Genomic DNA, 17,621 nt, shown 5'->3' on the forward strand with positions numbered 1-17,621 from the left:
ATCAAAATAAAAAGCTGACTACAATTTTTTTGTAGTCAGCTTTTTATTATTTTTTATTATACTTTGCAACGAATTCCGAAAGTTTCTTCAGTTCCTCATCTGTACCTTTAAATACACCTTTAGGCATTGAACCTTTTCCGTCTTTCGCAATTTTAGCAATTTCTTCTGGCTTTAAAGTTAAGTTTTGCAGTGCAGGCGCTGCTGCCCCGCCCTGTAAATTGTCACCGTGACACGTTAAACAAGTATTTTTTTGCATTAATTTATAGCCGTCATCATTTTTATCAACTGGTGCTGTTTTTACAATTGCTCCTTGTTTTTTTGCAGCTTCCCAATCGTGGTGCGCTACAGATTCCCAAGTTAAAAAGATAATCGATGCAATTGCTAAAAGCATGAATCCAGTTGCTACAGGACGCTTCAACGGGCGTCTTTCTGGTCCTCGATCGAGAAATGGAGCTAGCAGTAATGCGCCAAACGCAATCCCTGGCATAATAAACGCTCCAATTACAGTAAATGAACCAGAAGCATAAGAATACTTTAATAACTGATACAAAAATAAGAAATACCAATCTGGAAGTGGTATATATCCAGCATCAGTTGGATCCGCCATTCTCTCAAGTGGTGACGGATGCGCCACTGTTAAACATAAATAACCGATTAAAAAAACTGCACCAACCATCCATTCTTTTAACAAGAAGTTCGGCCAAAATGCTTCTGTTTTCCCTGGGTATTCAGAATAGTCTTTTGGAATATTTGGTTTCCGAGCTACTGGTACCCGAGAATCTCCTACAAACTTCATCCCTTTGCCGCGATGCATAATCTCCCTCCTTTAGTTCTTTCCCCTTTTATTTAGCAATCTCTTATAGCGGACCGGAAATACCTTGTTTGCGAATCATGATGAAGTGGAAGGCCATTAAACCTAGAAGTGCTGCTGGTAAGAAGAAGACGTGAATAGCAAAGAAGCGAGTTAATGTTTGAGCGCCAACAATTTCGGAATGACCAGCGAGTAATGTTTTAATATAAGGACCAATGAGCGGTGTTTGCTCTGCAATTTGAATCCCTACTTTCGTAGCAAATAAAGCTTTCATATCCCACGGTAATAAATATCCAGTAAATCCAAGACCTAACATAACAAAGAAAATAAGAACACCAACAATCCAGTTTAGCTCACGAGGCTTTTTATACGCACCCTGGAAGAAAACTCTAAGTGTATGTAAAAACATCATTACAATGACGAGACTAGCACCCCAGTGGTGCATACCACGAACAATTTGTCCGTATGCAACTTCATTTTGTAAATAATAAACCGATTCCCAAGCATTTTTAATATCAGGCACATAATACATCGTCAAAAACATTCCAGATAAAATTTGAATTACAGTAACGAAAAAGGTCAGTCCTCCAAAGCAATAAACGAATGCAGAAAAGTGATGTGCCGGGTTTACATGTTCAGGTACTTCATGATCAGCAATATCACGCCATATCGGTGTAATATCTAACCTTTCATCTACCCAATCATAAATTTTATTTAGCATCTACTTTGCACCCCCTCTTGGCTTCGCTTTTCCTAAATACAGCGTTCCATCTTTCACTTTAGACTCGTATACATCAAGTGGAGCAAGCGGCGGCGTGCCTTTAATGTTCATCCCGTCTTTTGTGTAACGGCCCCCGTGGCATGGACAAAAGAATTGATTCGGATGTGCTTTGTCCGAATTCCAGTTCACTGTACATCCTAAATGTTTACATACCGGAGAGAACGCAACAATGTCTCCGCTTTCATCTTTATGAACCCAAGCTGATTTTGGCTCTTCGGACTTGTACCAACCATCAACCTGCTTCACCTTAAAGTCGAAACGTTTCGGCTCTGTTGTAATATCCTTTACTTGTGCAACAGCAACCATATCCGTTCCCGCTTCTTTTCTTAACACCGGATCAAGCGCAAATCGCGTCATCGGCATTAAAATACCCGCTGCCATAAAGCCTCCTACCCCTGTAAGGGTGTAATTTAAAAACTGTCTTCTTGATACACGATGTTCTTTCTCGCTCACGAAAATTTCCCCCCTCTATCAGAAATTGTCCCCTCGTGATAAATTATATAAAAAATAAAAACTAGGACACTATCATGATATAATACGGTCATGCACAGGTCAATATCATACTACTCATAATAATAAGAACTTTCTGTTTATTATTATTTTCCCCATTTTTCTTCTAACATCACCATTATATTTTTTATATGCGCATGAATAACTTCTCTTTTCGCTTGATCACTAAATTGTTCTAACGCTAATGAAGGAAACCAAAATAAATCTCCCTGCAATTCTTGCATATCTTCTTTCCATGAAAAATCACTTGTAACATATGCAATATGCTTAAAACCTTGCTCTTGTAAATGATTTGTCCATTCTTGCAAACGAACTTTTTCGTTTTTTTGACTTTCTACTAAATACGTAAATGCAGGTAGTAAAAGCACTCTTCCTTTATATTCTCTTTCCAACTCCATACTCAACAATTCGATAAATTCACCTTGTTCTACTACCATTTTCATTTCTTTTGCTGCCGAAATTGATAAAAGTGGTATAACACCTGTATCTACATACTCTCTTGCTTTCTCAAACTGTTCCACATCTTTTACAATCCATTTCAAATTTCTTCCCTCCCCTCACCTACAAATGACAGAACTTTCACTTTATATATATTAAACCATACTAAAAGAGGTAAAAAAAGAAAAACTACCTATATTAAGGTAGTTTTTCTCAAAAAGTCTGAAATTTGTAAAATTTTATAAATCCAAATGAATTCTATAACATCTTTAACTCAGCTGTTAACCTATGAAACGCTTCCTGATCTTGCTTATCCAGCGCTTCATCAATTTGTTTCAAAAGACGTTCTCTTCTAAAAGAAAATACACTTTCTTCTAAAAATCTTTCTGCAAGTAAACGATCTTTTTCATTTACTTCAATATGCTTCGGTAAATACGGGTTTTCTTCTAATACAGCTACATAATTGGCATTTTGAAACGATGATTTAAAATTGAGTTGAATATAAATATCCTCATCTCGATTTAAACGAATATCATGAAACGATTTTTCAGCATCTGTTGTCATAACATTTTGTTTAAAGAAGTGAAACGGTGTATCTTTTACACAATTCGCGGACATCACTAAGCCACGCGGACAATATTTTGCATGCTCTACGAAGTGGACTTTATGCATTAATTGGTCGTGACTCATTAAATAATTCAAAATCCATACACATTCACGCTGTTTCAGTTGGTAATTATTCAAAAACCATTTTACAAAATCCTTCTTCTCGTTTACAGAAACAGGGGTATTCATAGCAATTAAGTCCCTCCTCTGTCTTTCTCTTTTCTTTTTAGATTCAAGAAGCGGCATTCAGTTTCCTTCCAACTTATGAAAAATCCTCTAAATTATATAACAATTCTTCAATATGAATTTGTGTCGGGTCTAGTTGTATTAACTGAGTAAATACTTCTTTCGCCTCTTTTCGCATACCTTCTTCCAATAAGAAATAACCGTACTCTTCCAAGAAGTCTGGATGATTCTTAAAAGAAGTATATGCACTTTCATAGTGTTTTAATGCATCCGAATACATTTCTAATTGTTTTTTTGCAAACGCAAGATCCCAAAGTAGTTGTGTATCTGGTTCTCCGCTATCAATCGCACGCTCTACAACTGCAATTAGCTCTTCATACTTTTCTTGTTCCTTTAAGATATAAGCATATTTTAATATTGCACCTAAATGTCCTGGATCTAACTCAAGCGCTTTTTGAAGCACTTCCTCTGCTTCCGCTATTTTTCCTAATTTCGCTGCAATGTTCGCTAATTCTACATAAAATGGTACAGAAAGCTCATCTACTTTAATTCCTTCTTGAAGTGTTTCATAGCTTTCTTGAAGCATTCCTTCTTTTTCATAGCTTTTCGCTAAATACATGTAAAGCGATGCATACTCCGGATCTAATTCTTTTAGTTCTTGCCAAGCACCAATTGCTCTTTGGTATTCTTCGCCTTGGTATAATGTGAAGGCATATCCAAATAATGAGTGGATATCTTTTTGTTCCTCTAAACCTGCTTCATAGTAAGAGATCGCTTCTTCCCAATTCCCAATCGCACTTAACGTTTCTGCGAGGCGAAGTGCAATGACAACACCACCCATTACTTTATGTTCCACTAATAGCGACTCATAATGAGTAATTGCCTTTTGTTCTTCCCCTTTACTACTATATAACTCTGCTAATCCAAACGTAATAACAGGTTCGTCAGGCATCATTTCTTTTGCCTTTAATAGTTTTTGTTCTGCTACATCATCGAAACCTTGCATTTGGAATAAATCCGCAACAAGTAATAACGATTGAACATACAATTCATCAGTTTCTGGAATATCATGAAGTACTTCAATCGCTTCATCTTCTTTGTCTAGATCAATATATAATTCTGCTAAAAATACAGTGAATTCACTTTCTTCCGGGTACAATAAACGCAAGTCTTCTGTAATAGCTAACGCTTCATCCGTAAATCCAAGTGTATGATAGTAACGAGCAATATCATACTTCTCTTCATCATTCGCAATTTTTAATTGTTCTTTTAATAATTGTAATCCTTTTTCCGCTTCACCATTTTCAATATATGAAACAGCTTGTTCAAACTTTTGCATAAACGTCTCCTTTAATTCTAACAAATATTATTTTCTGTTCATTTATCATAAGCAACTAGGTGTAAGAACGCAACCTTTAGAATGAGCATACTTCTTCTTGTACTTTCACTAATAACGATTCGAATATGACACCGATACCGCATTACTACTTTCTATTGTACCGTTTTCTTTCATTACCGTGCAAATAACTTCCCTTATTAATTATTAACACGCACGGATCGAGCTTTACAGGCCTTCATTTAAATAAAAAAGACTCCTATAATAGGAGCCTTCACACACTCTTAAGAGTATGTTTCTTCTTTCTTTACTTGCTCTTTTACAAGCTCTGTCAATAATTCTATAATTTCATCATTTTCTTCTTTCAAACCGACAGTAATACGAATACCATCATGTATACCAAATGCAGCACCAGAACGAACAATGTAGCCTTTCTTCATTAATCGTTCGAAAGCCTCATTACCAGGAATACCTAGCTTTAAGAAAATGAAATTTGTTTGAGATGGATAATAGAATACATTATATTCCTTACAAAATGCGTAATATTGATTTAATCCTTCTTCATTCTTTTTCACACATTCTTGTAAAAACGCTTGATCTTCTAATGCAGCAAGGGCTACAGATTGGGCTACAGTCGATGTATTAAATGGTAACCTTGCTACTTCTAGCTGCCCAATTAACTTCGCATTACCAACCGCATACCCGATACGGAAAGCAGCTAAACCATATGCTTTCGAAAACGTACGTAAAACCATAAGATTTTCATATTTTTTAAGAAGTGGTAATGTTTGTGGATAGTCTTCTGCTCCCGCATATTCATAGTATGCTTCGTCCATAATAACGAGCGCTGACTTAGGAACTGATTCTAAAAATGAAAGTAAATTTTGTTTCTCTACATATGTACCTGTCGGATTATTCGGGTTACAAATCCATACAATCTTCGTTTTATCATCTACTTGCTGTAACATCGCATCTAAATCGTGAATGCCATCTTTAAGTGGTACTTCACGAACTTCTGCTCCTTCAATTACAGCATGGTGATGGTATTGCGAGAATGTTGGATTCGCCATTACAACATTTGTTCCTTCTTGTAGTAATGCACGGCTAATCATTTGAATGACTTCATCTAATCCACTACCAAATAACAGTTGTTCTGCTTTAACACCTAACTGCTCTGCTACTTTTGTCCGAAGTTCAAAGGCATATCCATCTGGATAAAGAGCGTATTGACTCACTAAAGAAGTTAATGCTTCTGTTACACGTGCTGAGCAACCGAATGGATTTTCGTTCGATGCTAATTTCACAATTTTTGATAATCCATATTCCCTTTTTACTTCTTCAATGTTTTTCCCAGGTACATATGCTCTCAAAGTTAACAATTGCTCTTTCACTCTCATTTTTCTTCCCCCAGTCATTTTATTCAATTCGATTACAATACGGTGGTAATCCCGCACTGTAATCGTTTATCTTAACCGTCACTATTACGAGAATACCTCAAAACAAGCACTTCACACTTCTTAAGCCATATCCTTTTGAAATGCCTCTAACGCAATATGAACAGTCTCATCTGGAATAGATACGACATTCACTACCCCATATTCCTGCATTAGCACCATATGAATTGCTCCAGCATTCGCTTTCTTATCTTGTTTCATCAGCTGGACGAGGCGCTCTACATTCAAATCACTTGGTATTTTTGGATAGCCGTACTTTAAGAACCACTGCTTCATCTCTTCATAGGAAAGATCAACCTTGTACACTTGCTCACTTAAAAACAAGGCAAATAACATTCCAACCGCTACTCCGTCACCATGAGTAATATTTCCATATCCTAGCTCTTTTTCAAGAGCATGGCCTAACGTATGTCCAAAGTTCAAATGAGCACGTACACCTTTTTCTGTTTCATCTTGAGCTACAATATTCGCCTTTACAGGAATCGCCTTCGTTAATATATGGATTAACTTTTCATCACGAAGGTCTGCTAATGTTTGCACTTCTTCTTTTAGCCAATGATACAGATTTACATCACCAATAAGAGAATGTTTTATCACTTCTGCATAACCTGAACGCCACTCTTTTTCAGGAAGAGACTGTAAAAACGGCGTATGATATACAACTGCTTCTGGTTGATGGAATGCACCGATCATATTTTTACCTAACGGATGATTGATCGCTACTTTCCCACCTACTGCGCTATCATGAGCTAATAAAGTTGTTGGAACTTGAATAAAGCGAATTCCACGCATAAACGACGCAGCAACAAAGCCAGCTAAATCTCCAATCATCCCGCCTCCAAGTGCAATAATTAAAGAATTTCTATCTAATTTATTTTCAAGAGCTGACGTATGAGCCGCATAGAAGTTTTCAAAAGACTTCTCTTTCTCGCCACTCGGTACAACGAATGAAAATACGTTTTGCTCTATTTTCAATGCATCTACAACTGTCTGTAAATGGAAAGATGCAACAGCTTCATCTGAAATGATCATAACGTTTGATACAGATGGCTGCATATTTTGAACGATTGTTTTCAAATGTGACAATGATTCTTTTCCTACGTGTACATCATATTCTTTTGATTTCGTTTGAATATGTATGTTTCCCATTAAAATCCCCTCGCATATTCATTATGTTTCTCAATATTTTCACGAATAAGGTCCATACGATCTAATCCGAATTGTTCTATTAAAGCTGTCGCTAACTCCCAAGCCACAACCGCTTCTGCAACGACACTAGCTGCTGGAACAGCGCAACTGTCAGAACGTTCAATACTCGCTGTAAAAGGCTCTTTCGTATCAATATCTACACTTTGAAGAGGTTTATATAGTGTAGGTATCGGTTTCATCACACCGCGCACAACAATTGGCATTCCAGTTGTCATACCGCCTTCTAATCCACCTGCATTATTTGTTCTTCGTGTATATCCATGCTCTTCATTCCACAGAATTTCATCATGAACTTCACTTCCCGGTCTATGCGCTGCTTCAAAACCAATTCCAATCTCGACACCTTTAAACGCATTAATGCTCATAATTGCGGCTGCTAATTTTGCATCCAGTTTTCGGTCATAATGCACATAGCTACCAACCCCAATTGGCATTCCTTCTACAATCACTTCAACCGTTCCACCGATTGAATCACCATTTGCTTTCGCATCATCAATTGCTTTCATCATTTGGTTACCAGCTTCTTCATCTAAGCAACGTACAGGTGATGCTTCTGTAATACTTTTTAATTCTTCAATTGAACGATACATCATTTCCTTAGCCTGTACACCGCCAATTTCAATCACATGGCCCGCCACTGTAATACCAAGTTCTGCTAACACTTTTTTAGCAACCGCACCAGCAGCAACACGCACTGTCGTTTCGCGCGCTGAAGAACGTTCCAGTACATTTCTCATGTCTCTATGTCCATATTTAATCGCACCATTTAAATCAGCATGTCCAGGTCTTGGCTTTGTTACTTTTCTTTTCATTTCTTTTTCTTCTTGTTCCGTTAAAGGCTCTGCGCCCATAATTTTTGTCCAATGTGCAAAATCACGATTTTCAACAACAAGTGCAATTGGAGAACCTAATGTCTCTCCATGTCTAACACCACTTACAATTTGCACTTGATCTGTTTCAATTTGCATGCGTCTACCACGCCCATATCCCTTTTGCCTTCTAGCTAACTCTTCATTTATATCATCTGCTACTAAAGGTAGACCTGCTGGTACACCTTCTATAATCGTTGTAAGTTGTGGACCATGAGATTCACCAGCTGTAATATATCGCATACGTTATTCCTCTTTTCGTATATGTATTTATCCCGCTATATTAAGCAATGATATTATCCTTCATTACTCTAAAAATATGAAAGAAATTATATAATACATCAGCCATTCGTTTATTCTCCGATAGGCCTTTTACTTTACATATCAATATATCATAACCGCTCTAAATTCGTAACTAAATGAAATAAAAAAAGTGCAAGAAGAATACCCCTATTCTCCTTGCACTTTCTACTATTATCACAGTTATTAAAGCGTTTACAAATTATTTCAAAATAATTAGTAAATCCATTCATTCATTAATTTTGAGTAGTCAACTAATTCTTCTTCTTTAAAGAAAATAGCAATCTCGCGCTCTGCACTTTCTAACGAATCAGAACCATGGATAATGTTTTTCGCAACAGTTACACCGAAATCTCCACGAATTGTTCCAGGAGCTGCTTCATGTGGTCTTGTTTTACCCATCATGTTACGAGCTGTATCTACTACACCTTCACCTTGCCATACCATTGCGAATACAGGGCCAGATGTAATAAAGTCTACTAATTCACCAAAGAAAGGTTTTTCTGTGTGCTCAGCATAGTGTTGTCCAGCAATTTCCGGAGTTACTTGCATTAATTTTGCACCAACTAATTGAAAGCCCTTCTTCTCAAAACGAGCTACGATTTCCCCAATGAAGGCACGTTGTACACCGTCTGGTTTTACCATTAGAAATGTTTTTTCCATAAAAAATCTCTCCACTTCTGAATTATGTATGTAATTGTATATCCCCACACACATATTAACACCCTTATCACAATTGTGCAATAGTTTTGAAATAGAGAGATTATTTTATTTTTTAGAAAAAACACTAAAATTTTCGTTTTCCAATATACTTTGCTACATTTTGTAATGCATACTTCGCTTGTCCACGTGGAAGTGGTTTTATAATTTCTAATGCTTTATGTAAATAACGTTCACTAAATGCAAATGCTTTATCAATAGCGGCACTATTCTTTACAGCCTCAATAATTTCTTTCATTTCATCCGCTGTTGTATTTTCATGTACAGATGTAATTTTTTTGCGAAGTATCGGATCTTCCATAGCGTATAGAGCAGGAAGCGTAATATTTCCTTGTAACAAATCACCACCAGCAGGTTTGCCCAGTTTCTCTTCTGTGGAAACGAAATCTAAAATGTCATCAATAATTTGATACGACATCCCTACGAAATATCCGTACCAAAACAGACGACTTACCGTATCACGATTAGCGCCAGCAGCAATTGCTCCTAGTTGGCAACTCGCAGCAATTAATAACGCTGTTTTTCGCTTTATTCTTCTTAAATACGTTCTTAAATTTTGATCATAGTTATATTTATCTTTAATTTGTTCTATTTCACCTTTACATACTTCTAAAATGGTATGCGATAGCGCCTGATGCGCCTCTGGAATTTCGATATTTGTTATACATTCAAGAGACTTAGCAAATAAATAGTCCCCTGTATACATTGCAATACGATCTCCCCATTTCGCATTCACAGTCGCACTACCACGTCGTAAAAAAGCAGCATCAATAACATCATCATGAACAAGAGAAGCCATATGAATAAGTTCTAATGCAACAGCTACATGCTTAATTGCATCTAACTTATAGTCTCCAAACTTTCCCGCAAGCAACACAAATACAGGACGAATTCGCTTCCCACCAGCTTCAATAAGTTGTAATGCCGCCTCTTCTACTAATGGCTGTTCAGAAGCAACTGTCTTTTTTAATTCTTTTTCTATTACATTAATATCCGATCGTAAAAAAGAGTACATAAGTTGTAACTTCATATTGTTCACCTTAACCTAAAACTTCTTTTTTCTATTTTGATTCTGGTTTCATACCTAAATGCATCGCTGCTACCCCAAAAGTAAACGGCTTCACTTGTACACGTTCAAGTCCAGCTTTTTCAAACATATTAGCCAATTCTTTCATACCTGGGAATGTACTAGCAGATTCTTGCAGCCATGAATATTCTTTATAACTTTTCGCAAATAACTTTCCAAATAACGGCATGATATATTTAAAGTATAAAATATATCCTTGTCGAAAACCAATCATTGTTGGTTGAGATGTTTCTAAACAAATTACTTTTCCACCTGGTTTTACTACACGCGTCATTTCTTTTAATACGTGCATATAATCCGGTACGTTACGCAAACCAAATCCAATCGTTACATAATCAAATGTGTTATCTTCAAATGGAAGTTCCATTGCATTCCCGTGAAGTAGTTCTACTTGTTTTAATTGTAACGCCTCGACCTTTTGTTTACCGACAGATAACATATTTTCACTGAAGTCTAAACCAACAACCTTGCCCTGTTCACCTACTGCTCCAGCTAGCGCAATTGTCCAGTCCGCTGTCCCGCAGCAAACATCAAGTGCCTTGTTACCTGGTTTTACATCCATAATGCGCATCGTCTCTTTACGCCACGCTTTATGTCTTTGAAAACTAATTACAGAATTCATCACATCGTATTTATCAGAGATTTTCTCAAATACATCATGTACTCTTTCTTCTTTTGATTGTTGCATGCTCGTACCTTCTTCCAATGTAAAATTGCTTATGTCTTCGATTTATCTCTTAACACAGAGTTTATTTCGCTTATATCTGTGTGGTTTTCCAAAAATTGATTTTCTTTCTTTCTGAGTTCCATCATCCATCCATTAATAACTGTTTCTACCTCCGCTTGATCCTTCATAATCCCTTGAACAGCTTGAAAAACAGGTGAATGTTGTTTTTCAGCATGCAGTTCACATTCTTTTTGAAGACGGTTTTTTCCTAGTACATACGTTATAAATGGCTTCCAATGCGATAAATGAAAATGATCACATGTTTTTTGCAAAAGTGCAGACTCAATCGCAACTACACTTTCCATTATGTCATCCATCGTTTCATGCGCTTTTTGATATAACATTATTTTGTGTTCATTAATTTCTTTAATTCCTTCAGCAAGCGCACGAATTAAAACAATATCACGATTCATAGACAATAAGTAATAATATAACCCGCTATAGTAATCACCAGCAAGTACTGTTAGCTGACGACGTTTATGCGATTCATTTGCTTCTTCCCCTGCTTTATTTGATACTCTTTCATGTGTATCAAGCGCAATTTGCACAAGCATAATCGTTACTACATAATGCTCAATTTGTTCTATATGTAAATTTGCACTTTTTAAAGCACCATATAACAATGCTATTTTCTCTTCATCAATAAATGGTTCTTCAATATAGTTTATAAAATAAGGATGGCGTAATTTCTCCATCAATTTCTCTCTTATACCCGCATACCCTCCGTAGATGTCACACACAAAAATCACCCTTGTTTTCTAATTCATAAAACTTATTATAACACATACATACTATTTTCTATAACCAAAACTTGGCTACTCTTTCCAAACTTCCACCGAACGAAATAACATCTTCCATTCTTTTTAGTAGTCTTTCTATTCTCACTCTGCCTTGCTAAAACTATATCATTTATTTACATAAAAAAAAAAGAAAAGCAGTTTCCTACTTTTCTTTACTTCGATTTAATAAAAGATAAAATTTCACTACGCGCTGCAGCATCATTTTCTAGCACACCACGCACTGCTGTTGTTACTGTTTTCGCGCCTGGCTTCTTCACACCGCGCATCGTCATGCACATATGTTCCGCTTCTACTACTACCATTACACCATGCGGCTCTAGTACTTCCATAATAGAGTTCGCTACTGTTGATGTAATACGTTCTTGCAGTTGTGGACGACGTGCAATTGTATCTACAGTTCGAGCTAATTTACTTAACCCTGTCACTTTTCCGCCTTGCGGAATATATGCAACGTGAGCAACTCCATAGAATGGAACTAAATGATGCTCACACATCGAATAAAACGGTATATCTTTTACTAGTACAAGCTCCTCGTGATCTTCTCCGAACACTTTATGCAAATGTTCTTTCGGATCTTCATGCATACCCGCGAACACTTCTGCGTACATTTTTGCAACACGCTTTGGTGTATCAAGTACTCCCTCACGATTTGGGTCATCTCCGATTGCCTCTAAAATAAGGCGTACTGCATGTTCAATTTGTTCTAAATTAACTTTTGCCATCCGCTAGCCCTCCCGAAAACCTAAAAGTGATACGAACACATTCTAGCATATTTATGTTTTTAAAAGCAAAAAGAAGAGTTTCCAAAAAGGAAACTCTTCTTCCCTGTTAATATGTAAGGATTATTTAACCGCATCTTTTAACGCTTTACCAGGTTTGAATGCAGGTACTTTACTTGCAGCGATTTCAATCTCCTCACCTGTTTGTGGGTTACGACCTTTACGAGCCGCACGCTCACGAACTTCGAAGTTACCGAATCCGATCAGTTGTACTTTATCACCTTGTTTTAAAGCTTCTAAGATAGAATCAAAAACAGCGTCTACTGCTTTTGTTGCGTCCTTTTTAGAAAGGGAACTTGCTTCTGCAACAGCATTGATTAAATCTGTCTTGTTCATGCCATTCACCTCCTCCCAAAGATAAGACTGTATAATGATCATAAAATGAGTCTTACTTTCATTTGTAGGCAATTTTTGCAAATTCTATACTACAAAGATGTAGATAAATCATTATCAACGCCTATATTATACGATTCTCCTTTATAATTCAATATTTTTAAGGAAATTGTTACTCTTAAAATGTGAAAATCTGATGAAACTTGACAATTTACAACATTATATTAGATAATGACTGTTTATTTTTCTATTATATACGCGAAAATTAAAAAAATCCCTCTGCGATGAGAGGGATTTTTTCTTATAATATAATCGCAATTAATCCGCCAGATCCTTCGTTAATAATTCTTTCTAGCGTTTCTTTTAATTTATATCTCGCATTTTCTGGCATTAAAGATAGTTTCGCTTGTATGCCTTCTCGAACAATAGAGCTAAGCGAACGTCCGAATATATCAGAATTCCAAATTGATAATGGGTCATCTTCAAAATCCTGCATTAAGTAACGAACTAATTCTTCACTTTGCTTTTCAGTACCAATGATTGGCTCAAACGTTGACTCCACATCTACTTTAATCATATGAATAGATGGAGCTACAGCTTTTAATTTCACACCAAACCTTGAACCGTGACGAATAATTTCTGGCTCATCTAAGCTCATGTCAGCTAGCGCAGGCGCTGCTACACCATATCCTGTTTGCTTTACCATACGCAGGGCATCCGCCACTTGATCGTATTCTATTTTTGCATGAGATAAATCGAGCATAAGCTTCAATAAATGGTCTTTCCCTCTAATTTCCACTCCTACTACTTCTTTTAAAATTTGATCATATAATTCATCTGGTGCATATAAATCAATCTCTGCTACGCCTTGCCCCATATCAATGCCAGCTAGGCTCGCTCGATCAATAAATTCATACTGACTAAACTGCCAAACTACGCGGTCCACATCACGAAGGCGTTTTATATCCTTTACAGTCTCTTGAACAGCTTCTTGATAGCTTTGGCGTAACCAATGCCCTTCATTTAACACCATCACCCAGCTCGGAAGGTTAACATTCACTTCTAAAACCGGGAACTCAAATAACGCTTCTCGAAGCACATTGTACACATCTGTTTCCCTTAAACTCTCTACACTCATCGCAATGACTGGGATATCATATTCTTCAGATAAACTTTGGCGCAATTGCTCTGTATCTGGATGATACGGCTGTACAGTGTTGATGATCATAATGAAAGGTTTTCCGACTTCTTTTAACTCATTTACTACGCGTTCTTCTGCCTCTATATAATCTCTTCTTGGGATTTCACCAATCGTTCCATCTGTTGTAATTACAACACCGATTGTGGAATGTTCTTGAATTACTTTGCGTGTTCCGATTTCTGCCGCTTCATGGAATGGAATAGGTTCTTCATACCAAGGAGTATTAATCATGCGTGGGCCATTCTCATCTTCATAGCCTTTTGCTCCTGGAACCGTATATCCAACGCAATCTACCAATCGAATATTCACTTCAAGACCTTCATCTACTTCGATAGAAACCGCTTGGTTTGGAACAAACTTCGGTTCCGTCGTCATGATTGTACGACCAGCAGCACTTTGAGGCAGTTCATCCTGCGCCCTTTGACGGTCAGACTCATTCTCAATATTAGGAATAACTACAAGTTCCATAAATTTTTTAATGAATGTTGATTTCCCTGTTCGAACAGCTCCTACAACTCCAAAATAAATATCACCGCCTGTGCGTTCCGCAATATCTTTAAAAATATCTACCTTTTCCAAGTGATTCCCTCCCTCAATATTTTTGGGAATAATTCCACGTTTATAGTCAACTAATACCTTCTCTAATGTTGCCTATAATATCTGATATAATATAATGGTATTCTAGAAGTTCGGACAATATATCATATAATTTTGTCCAATTTCATATGACTATTAAAAAATACCTTTTGTTTGCATCGTAAGTTGTGTAACATAAAAAACCTTTCTTCTAGAACTTATTCACTAAAAGAAAGGTTCATGACTTATGATTTTAAAAAAATTGGTTCTCCATTCTTTACCGTATACGGTAAAGAATACGCAGGTACAAATGGAGAATCTTTCGAAAGTATATTCCGAATATCTTCCCCCTCCTTAAATTGTCCTTCATTTTTTTTCAACACTTCATATAAGTCGATTCGATAATCAACATAAATTTCTCCCTTTTCATTGATTACAAAAGGAAGCCCTTTACCAGAATACGGACTTGTCACTTGCGGTACATCTTTATATCCTAGTTTTTTGAAATCTAATTCATACACACCATCTGAAATTACCTTTTTAAAAGGTGGGTATTGATGTTCATCCCGATACATCCTAAGCTTTAATGATAATTCCTGAATTTGTTCAGCCATCCTAACATCAATTAACTTTACTGTCGGATTTGTTTCAACGTCTATTAATACGTATTGGTACACCCCTCCGCTTTCATACGCATTTCCTGGCGCTTCTTGTATGTAACGCGGAGCAATCTTTTGAAAATCGATTGGATACTTTTGATAAATAGGCGTATTCATATCCCGCGTCTTAATTGGCAATATCCCATCATTTTGCTCCTTAAATGTCGCTACAGCCTTTTGAACAACCTGTAGCTGATCTTCATAAGGAACAGCATTTTGTCTCATATTTTCTTTCGGATACAAACACCCCGTTAAAAGGCTCATACAACAAAATATTAAAATAATATGGACTTTTTTCACTAGCGATCACCTTTTCATACTAATATGACTTGCTCCGTATGTAACATTTTCGGACCATCCCCTTTACTGCTGTACAGGTCCACTAAATACAACAAGAAAAATAACAATTCCTGACACAATCATAAGGGTGTACGCTACTAATGCTGTAATCCCTTTCAAAAATTTATTCTTTATTTTGTATCTACTTAGTAAAATAAAGCTTACTGCAAAAAACATAAATCCAATTGCCCCTAAAGCAAACCACATTTTTAAAAGCCCTTCTGACATATACACACCCCTTTTTATTAATCTATTTTTATACTATTTTAACAAATTAAAATCTTTAAACAAATACAAAAAGAATATTTTACTACAAATTACGAATATATAACTTTAATCAACAGGTTTTTTCGCATCTTCCACTAATCTAGATAAAAATAAAACCGAAGCGAGTGTATCTCTCGCTTCGGTTGACCAAATATGCCCAAAACAGCTCTATTCCCATACTTTCATGGCTATCATATGCAATCTACAAACTCTTTGTTTCTCATATATTTTATTTTTTAAACATTTTACTTAACGAACCAAAATCAGCGGGCATATTATTGTTAATAATCGCTTTTACAATTTGATCCTCTTGTTCTTTCGGCACTTCACGTCCTGCCATAAGAGCCACTTGATGAATCAATTGACGAAGCACAGTCTCATCACGTAAATTCGCATTTTGTACAGATGATGCTAATTTAAAAATATCTTCTTTATTCACTTTCGCTTCTTTTTCAATGTTATTAAAAATGTTATTATCCATTCTTTTCACCCTCTCCTCAAGTTACTCTTCATCCTATGCAAAAATAAAAAAATGGTGAAAATACCCAAAAAAATAAAAAGCGACAGAAGTACAAATGTACTTCTGTCGCTTTTCTTTAAAGTAAGTCTGGTATAGCTTCTACTTCATGTTTTCGAACACGTCCCATCAATGAGCCTACTGCATCTTTCACATTATTCCCATTGAATAGCACGTCATATAAAGCAGCTGTAATCGGCATTTCAACTTCCATTTTCTCCGCTAATTCATGAGCAGCCTTCGTTGTTCTTACACCTTCCACAACCATACCCATGCTTTCTAACACTTCTTCTAAAGAGTGTCCTTTTCCAAGCATATTTCCAGCACGCCAATTTCGGCTATGAACACTTGTACAAGTTACGATTAAGTCTCCCATACCAGTTAGACCAGCAAACGTTAACGGATTTCCACCCATTTTTCTGCCTAAACGAGCAATCTCCGTTAAACCACGTGTCATTAATGCCGCTTTCGCATTATCACCTAATCCAAGACCATCAGTTATCCCAGCAGCTAAGGCGATAATATTTTTTAAAGCACCACCAAGCTCAACTCCAACGATATCTGGATTTGTGTATACACGGAAGTAGCTATTCATAAACAAGTCTTGTACTTCCTCAGCCGCTTCCATACGCTTTGCTGCAGACGTAACTGTCGTCTCTTGACGTAAACCGACTTCTTCAGCATGACTCGGTCCAGACAGCACAACAACGTCTTTAATCAAGTTCTCTGGAATTTCTTCCTCAATCACTTCCGAAATACGTTTTGACGTACCAGGTTCAATTCCTTTACTTGCATGAACCCAAGTAATCGGACCCGCTACATATTTCTTCATATCTTGCAATACTTCTCTGTACGCTTTCGTTGGCACTACAAGAAGTACTACATTTACATCTACTAATGCTTCTTCTAAAGAAGAGTAGGCTACGATTGTGCTTGGCAATGTAATTCCTGGAAGGTATCGACTATTCTCATGTTTCGTATTAATCTCATCCATAAGTTCAGATCGATTTCCCCAAATTCGTACATCATGTCCATTGTCAGCCAATACCATCGCTAACGCTGTTCCCCAGCTACCTGCTCCTACTACTGTGATTTTTGTCATAAAATCACATCCTC

20 protein-coding genes are annotated in these 17,621 nt (G+C 36.6%); all 20 read right to left on the reverse strand.

What is annotated here, in order from left to right; genetic code table 11:
- Positions 1-46: 46 nt before the first annotated feature.
- The 20 genes from qcrC to AABL52_RS19345 all read right to left on the reverse strand — a co-directional run bounded on the left by qcrC (position 47) and on the right by AABL52_RS19345 (position 17,607).
- Positions 47-814 carry a menaquinol-cytochrome c reductase cytochrome b/c subunit gene (qcrC, locus tag AABL52_RS19250; protein WP_000554601.1) on the reverse strand — a complete coding sequence of 256 codons (768 nt, stop codon included), beginning with the start codon at positions 812-814 and terminating at the stop codon, positions 47-49.
- 43 nt (positions 815-857) lie between these two features.
- Entirely contained in the window at positions 858-1,532 is a 675-nt protein-coding gene (qcrB, locus tag AABL52_RS19255; protein ID WP_000932700.1) for a menaquinol-cytochrome c reductase cytochrome b subunit, read from the reverse strand.
- Positions 1,533-2,045 (reverse strand): menaquinol-cytochrome c reductase iron-sulfur subunit, encoded by a 513-nt coding sequence (qcrA, locus tag AABL52_RS19260; protein ID WP_001290420.1) that lies wholly within the window; start codon positions 2,043-2,045, stop codon positions 1,533-1,535.
- 143 nt (positions 2,046-2,188) lie between these two features.
- Positions 2,189-2,644 (reverse strand): YpiF family protein, encoded by a 456-nt coding sequence (locus AABL52_RS19265; protein ID WP_000871300.1) that lies wholly within the window; start codon positions 2,642-2,644, stop codon positions 2,189-2,191.
- Between the two features lie 154 nt (positions 2,645-2,798).
- Positions 2,799-3,335 (reverse strand): ReoY family proteolytic degradation factor, encoded by a 537-nt coding sequence (locus AABL52_RS19270; protein WP_001095929.1) that lies wholly within the window; start codon positions 3,333-3,335, stop codon positions 2,799-2,801.
- Between the two features lie 73 nt (positions 3,336-3,408).
- Positions 3,409-4,671 (reverse strand): tetratricopeptide repeat protein, encoded by a 1,263-nt coding sequence (locus AABL52_RS19275; RefSeq protein ID WP_001168678.1) that lies wholly within the window; start codon positions 4,669-4,671, stop codon positions 3,409-3,411.
- Between the two features lie 281 nt (positions 4,672-4,952).
- Positions 4,953-6,065 (reverse strand): histidinol-phosphate transaminase, encoded by a 1,113-nt coding sequence (hisC, locus tag AABL52_RS19280; protein ID WP_001264035.1) that lies wholly within the window; start codon positions 6,063-6,065, stop codon positions 4,953-4,955.
- Between the two features lie 120 nt (positions 6,066-6,185).
- On the reverse strand, positions 6,186-7,271 hold the full coding sequence (aroB, locus tag AABL52_RS19285) for a 3-dehydroquinate synthase (RefSeq protein ID WP_341518216.1): 1,086 nt from the start codon (positions 7,269-7,271) through the stop codon (positions 6,186-6,188).
- Positions 7,271-8,443, reverse strand: coding sequence for a chorismate synthase (aroC, locus tag AABL52_RS19290; RefSeq protein WP_341518217.1), 1,173 nt, complete (start codon positions 8,441-8,443; stop codon positions 7,271-7,273). The genes aroB and aroC overlap by 1 nt, the downstream gene beginning before the upstream one ends.
- Before the next feature lie 273 nt (positions 8,444-8,716).
- Positions 8,717-9,163, reverse strand: coding sequence for a nucleoside-diphosphate kinase (gene ndk / locus AABL52_RS19295; protein ID WP_000415885.1), 447 nt, complete (start codon positions 9,161-9,163; stop codon positions 8,717-8,719).
- A 124-nt stretch (positions 9,164-9,287) separates the two neighbouring features.
- On the reverse strand, positions 9,288-10,250 hold the full coding sequence (hepT, locus tag AABL52_RS19300) for a heptaprenyl diphosphate synthase component II (RefSeq protein WP_000776085.1): 963 nt from the start codon (positions 10,248-10,250) through the stop codon (positions 9,288-9,290).
- A 31-nt stretch (positions 10,251-10,281) separates the two neighbouring features.
- Positions 10,282-10,995 (reverse strand): 2-heptaprenyl-1,4-naphthoquinone methyltransferase, encoded by a 714-nt coding sequence (gene menG / locus AABL52_RS19305; RefSeq protein WP_001187661.1) that lies wholly within the window; start codon positions 10,993-10,995, stop codon positions 10,282-10,284.
- A 29-nt stretch (positions 10,996-11,024) separates the two neighbouring features.
- Positions 11,025-11,774 carry a heptaprenyl diphosphate synthase component 1 gene (locus AABL52_RS19310; RefSeq protein WP_120449751.1) on the reverse strand — a complete coding sequence of 250 codons (750 nt, stop codon included), beginning with the start codon at positions 11,772-11,774 and terminating at the stop codon, positions 11,025-11,027.
- A gap of 212 nt (positions 11,775-11,986) precedes the next feature.
- Positions 11,987-12,556, reverse strand: a complete 570-nt coding sequence (gene folE / locus AABL52_RS19315) for a GTP cyclohydrolase I FolE (protein WP_001151477.1) — start codon at positions 12,554-12,556, stop codon at positions 11,987-11,989.
- Between the two features lie 120 nt (positions 12,557-12,676).
- The gene (locus tag AABL52_RS19320) at positions 12,677-12,949 is read right to left on the reverse strand and encodes an HU family DNA-binding protein (protein WP_001043860.1); all 273 of its coding nucleotides are present in this window, start codon (positions 12,947-12,949) and stop codon (positions 12,677-12,679) included.
- Between the two features lie 298 nt (positions 12,950-13,247).
- Positions 13,248-14,726 (reverse strand): stage IV sporulation protein A, encoded by a 1,479-nt coding sequence (gene spoIVA, locus AABL52_RS19325; RefSeq protein ID WP_000416519.1) that lies wholly within the window; start codon positions 14,724-14,726, stop codon positions 13,248-13,250.
- A 242-nt stretch (positions 14,727-14,968) separates the two neighbouring features.
- Complete coding sequence (locus tag AABL52_RS19330) at positions 14,969-15,682, reverse strand: hypothetical protein (RefSeq protein WP_341518218.1); 714 nt, start codon at positions 15,680-15,682, stop codon at positions 14,969-14,971.
- A 63-nt stretch (positions 15,683-15,745) separates the two neighbouring features.
- A complete protein-coding gene (locus AABL52_RS19335; protein ID WP_001289002.1) occupies positions 15,746-15,949 on the reverse strand; it encodes a DUF2768 domain-containing protein in 204 nt (67 codons plus the stop codon).
- A 268-nt stretch (positions 15,950-16,217) separates the two neighbouring features.
- Positions 16,218-16,469, reverse strand: a complete 252-nt coding sequence (locus AABL52_RS19340; RefSeq protein WP_000369753.1) for a stage VI sporulation protein F — start codon at positions 16,467-16,469, stop codon at positions 16,218-16,220.
- A gap of 115 nt (positions 16,470-16,584) precedes the next feature.
- Positions 16,585-17,607: an NAD(P)H-dependent glycerol-3-phosphate dehydrogenase gene (locus AABL52_RS19345; RefSeq protein WP_000161774.1), complete on the reverse strand. Its 1,023-nt coding sequence runs from the start codon at positions 17,605-17,607 to the stop codon at positions 16,585-16,587.
- Positions 17,608-17,621 lie beyond the last annotated feature (14 nt).

The organism is Bacillus paramobilis, assembly GCF_038096195.1.
In the GTDB taxonomy this organism is placed as follows: Bacteria; Bacillota; Bacilli; order Bacillales; family Bacillaceae_G; genus Bacillus_A; species Bacillus_A mobilis.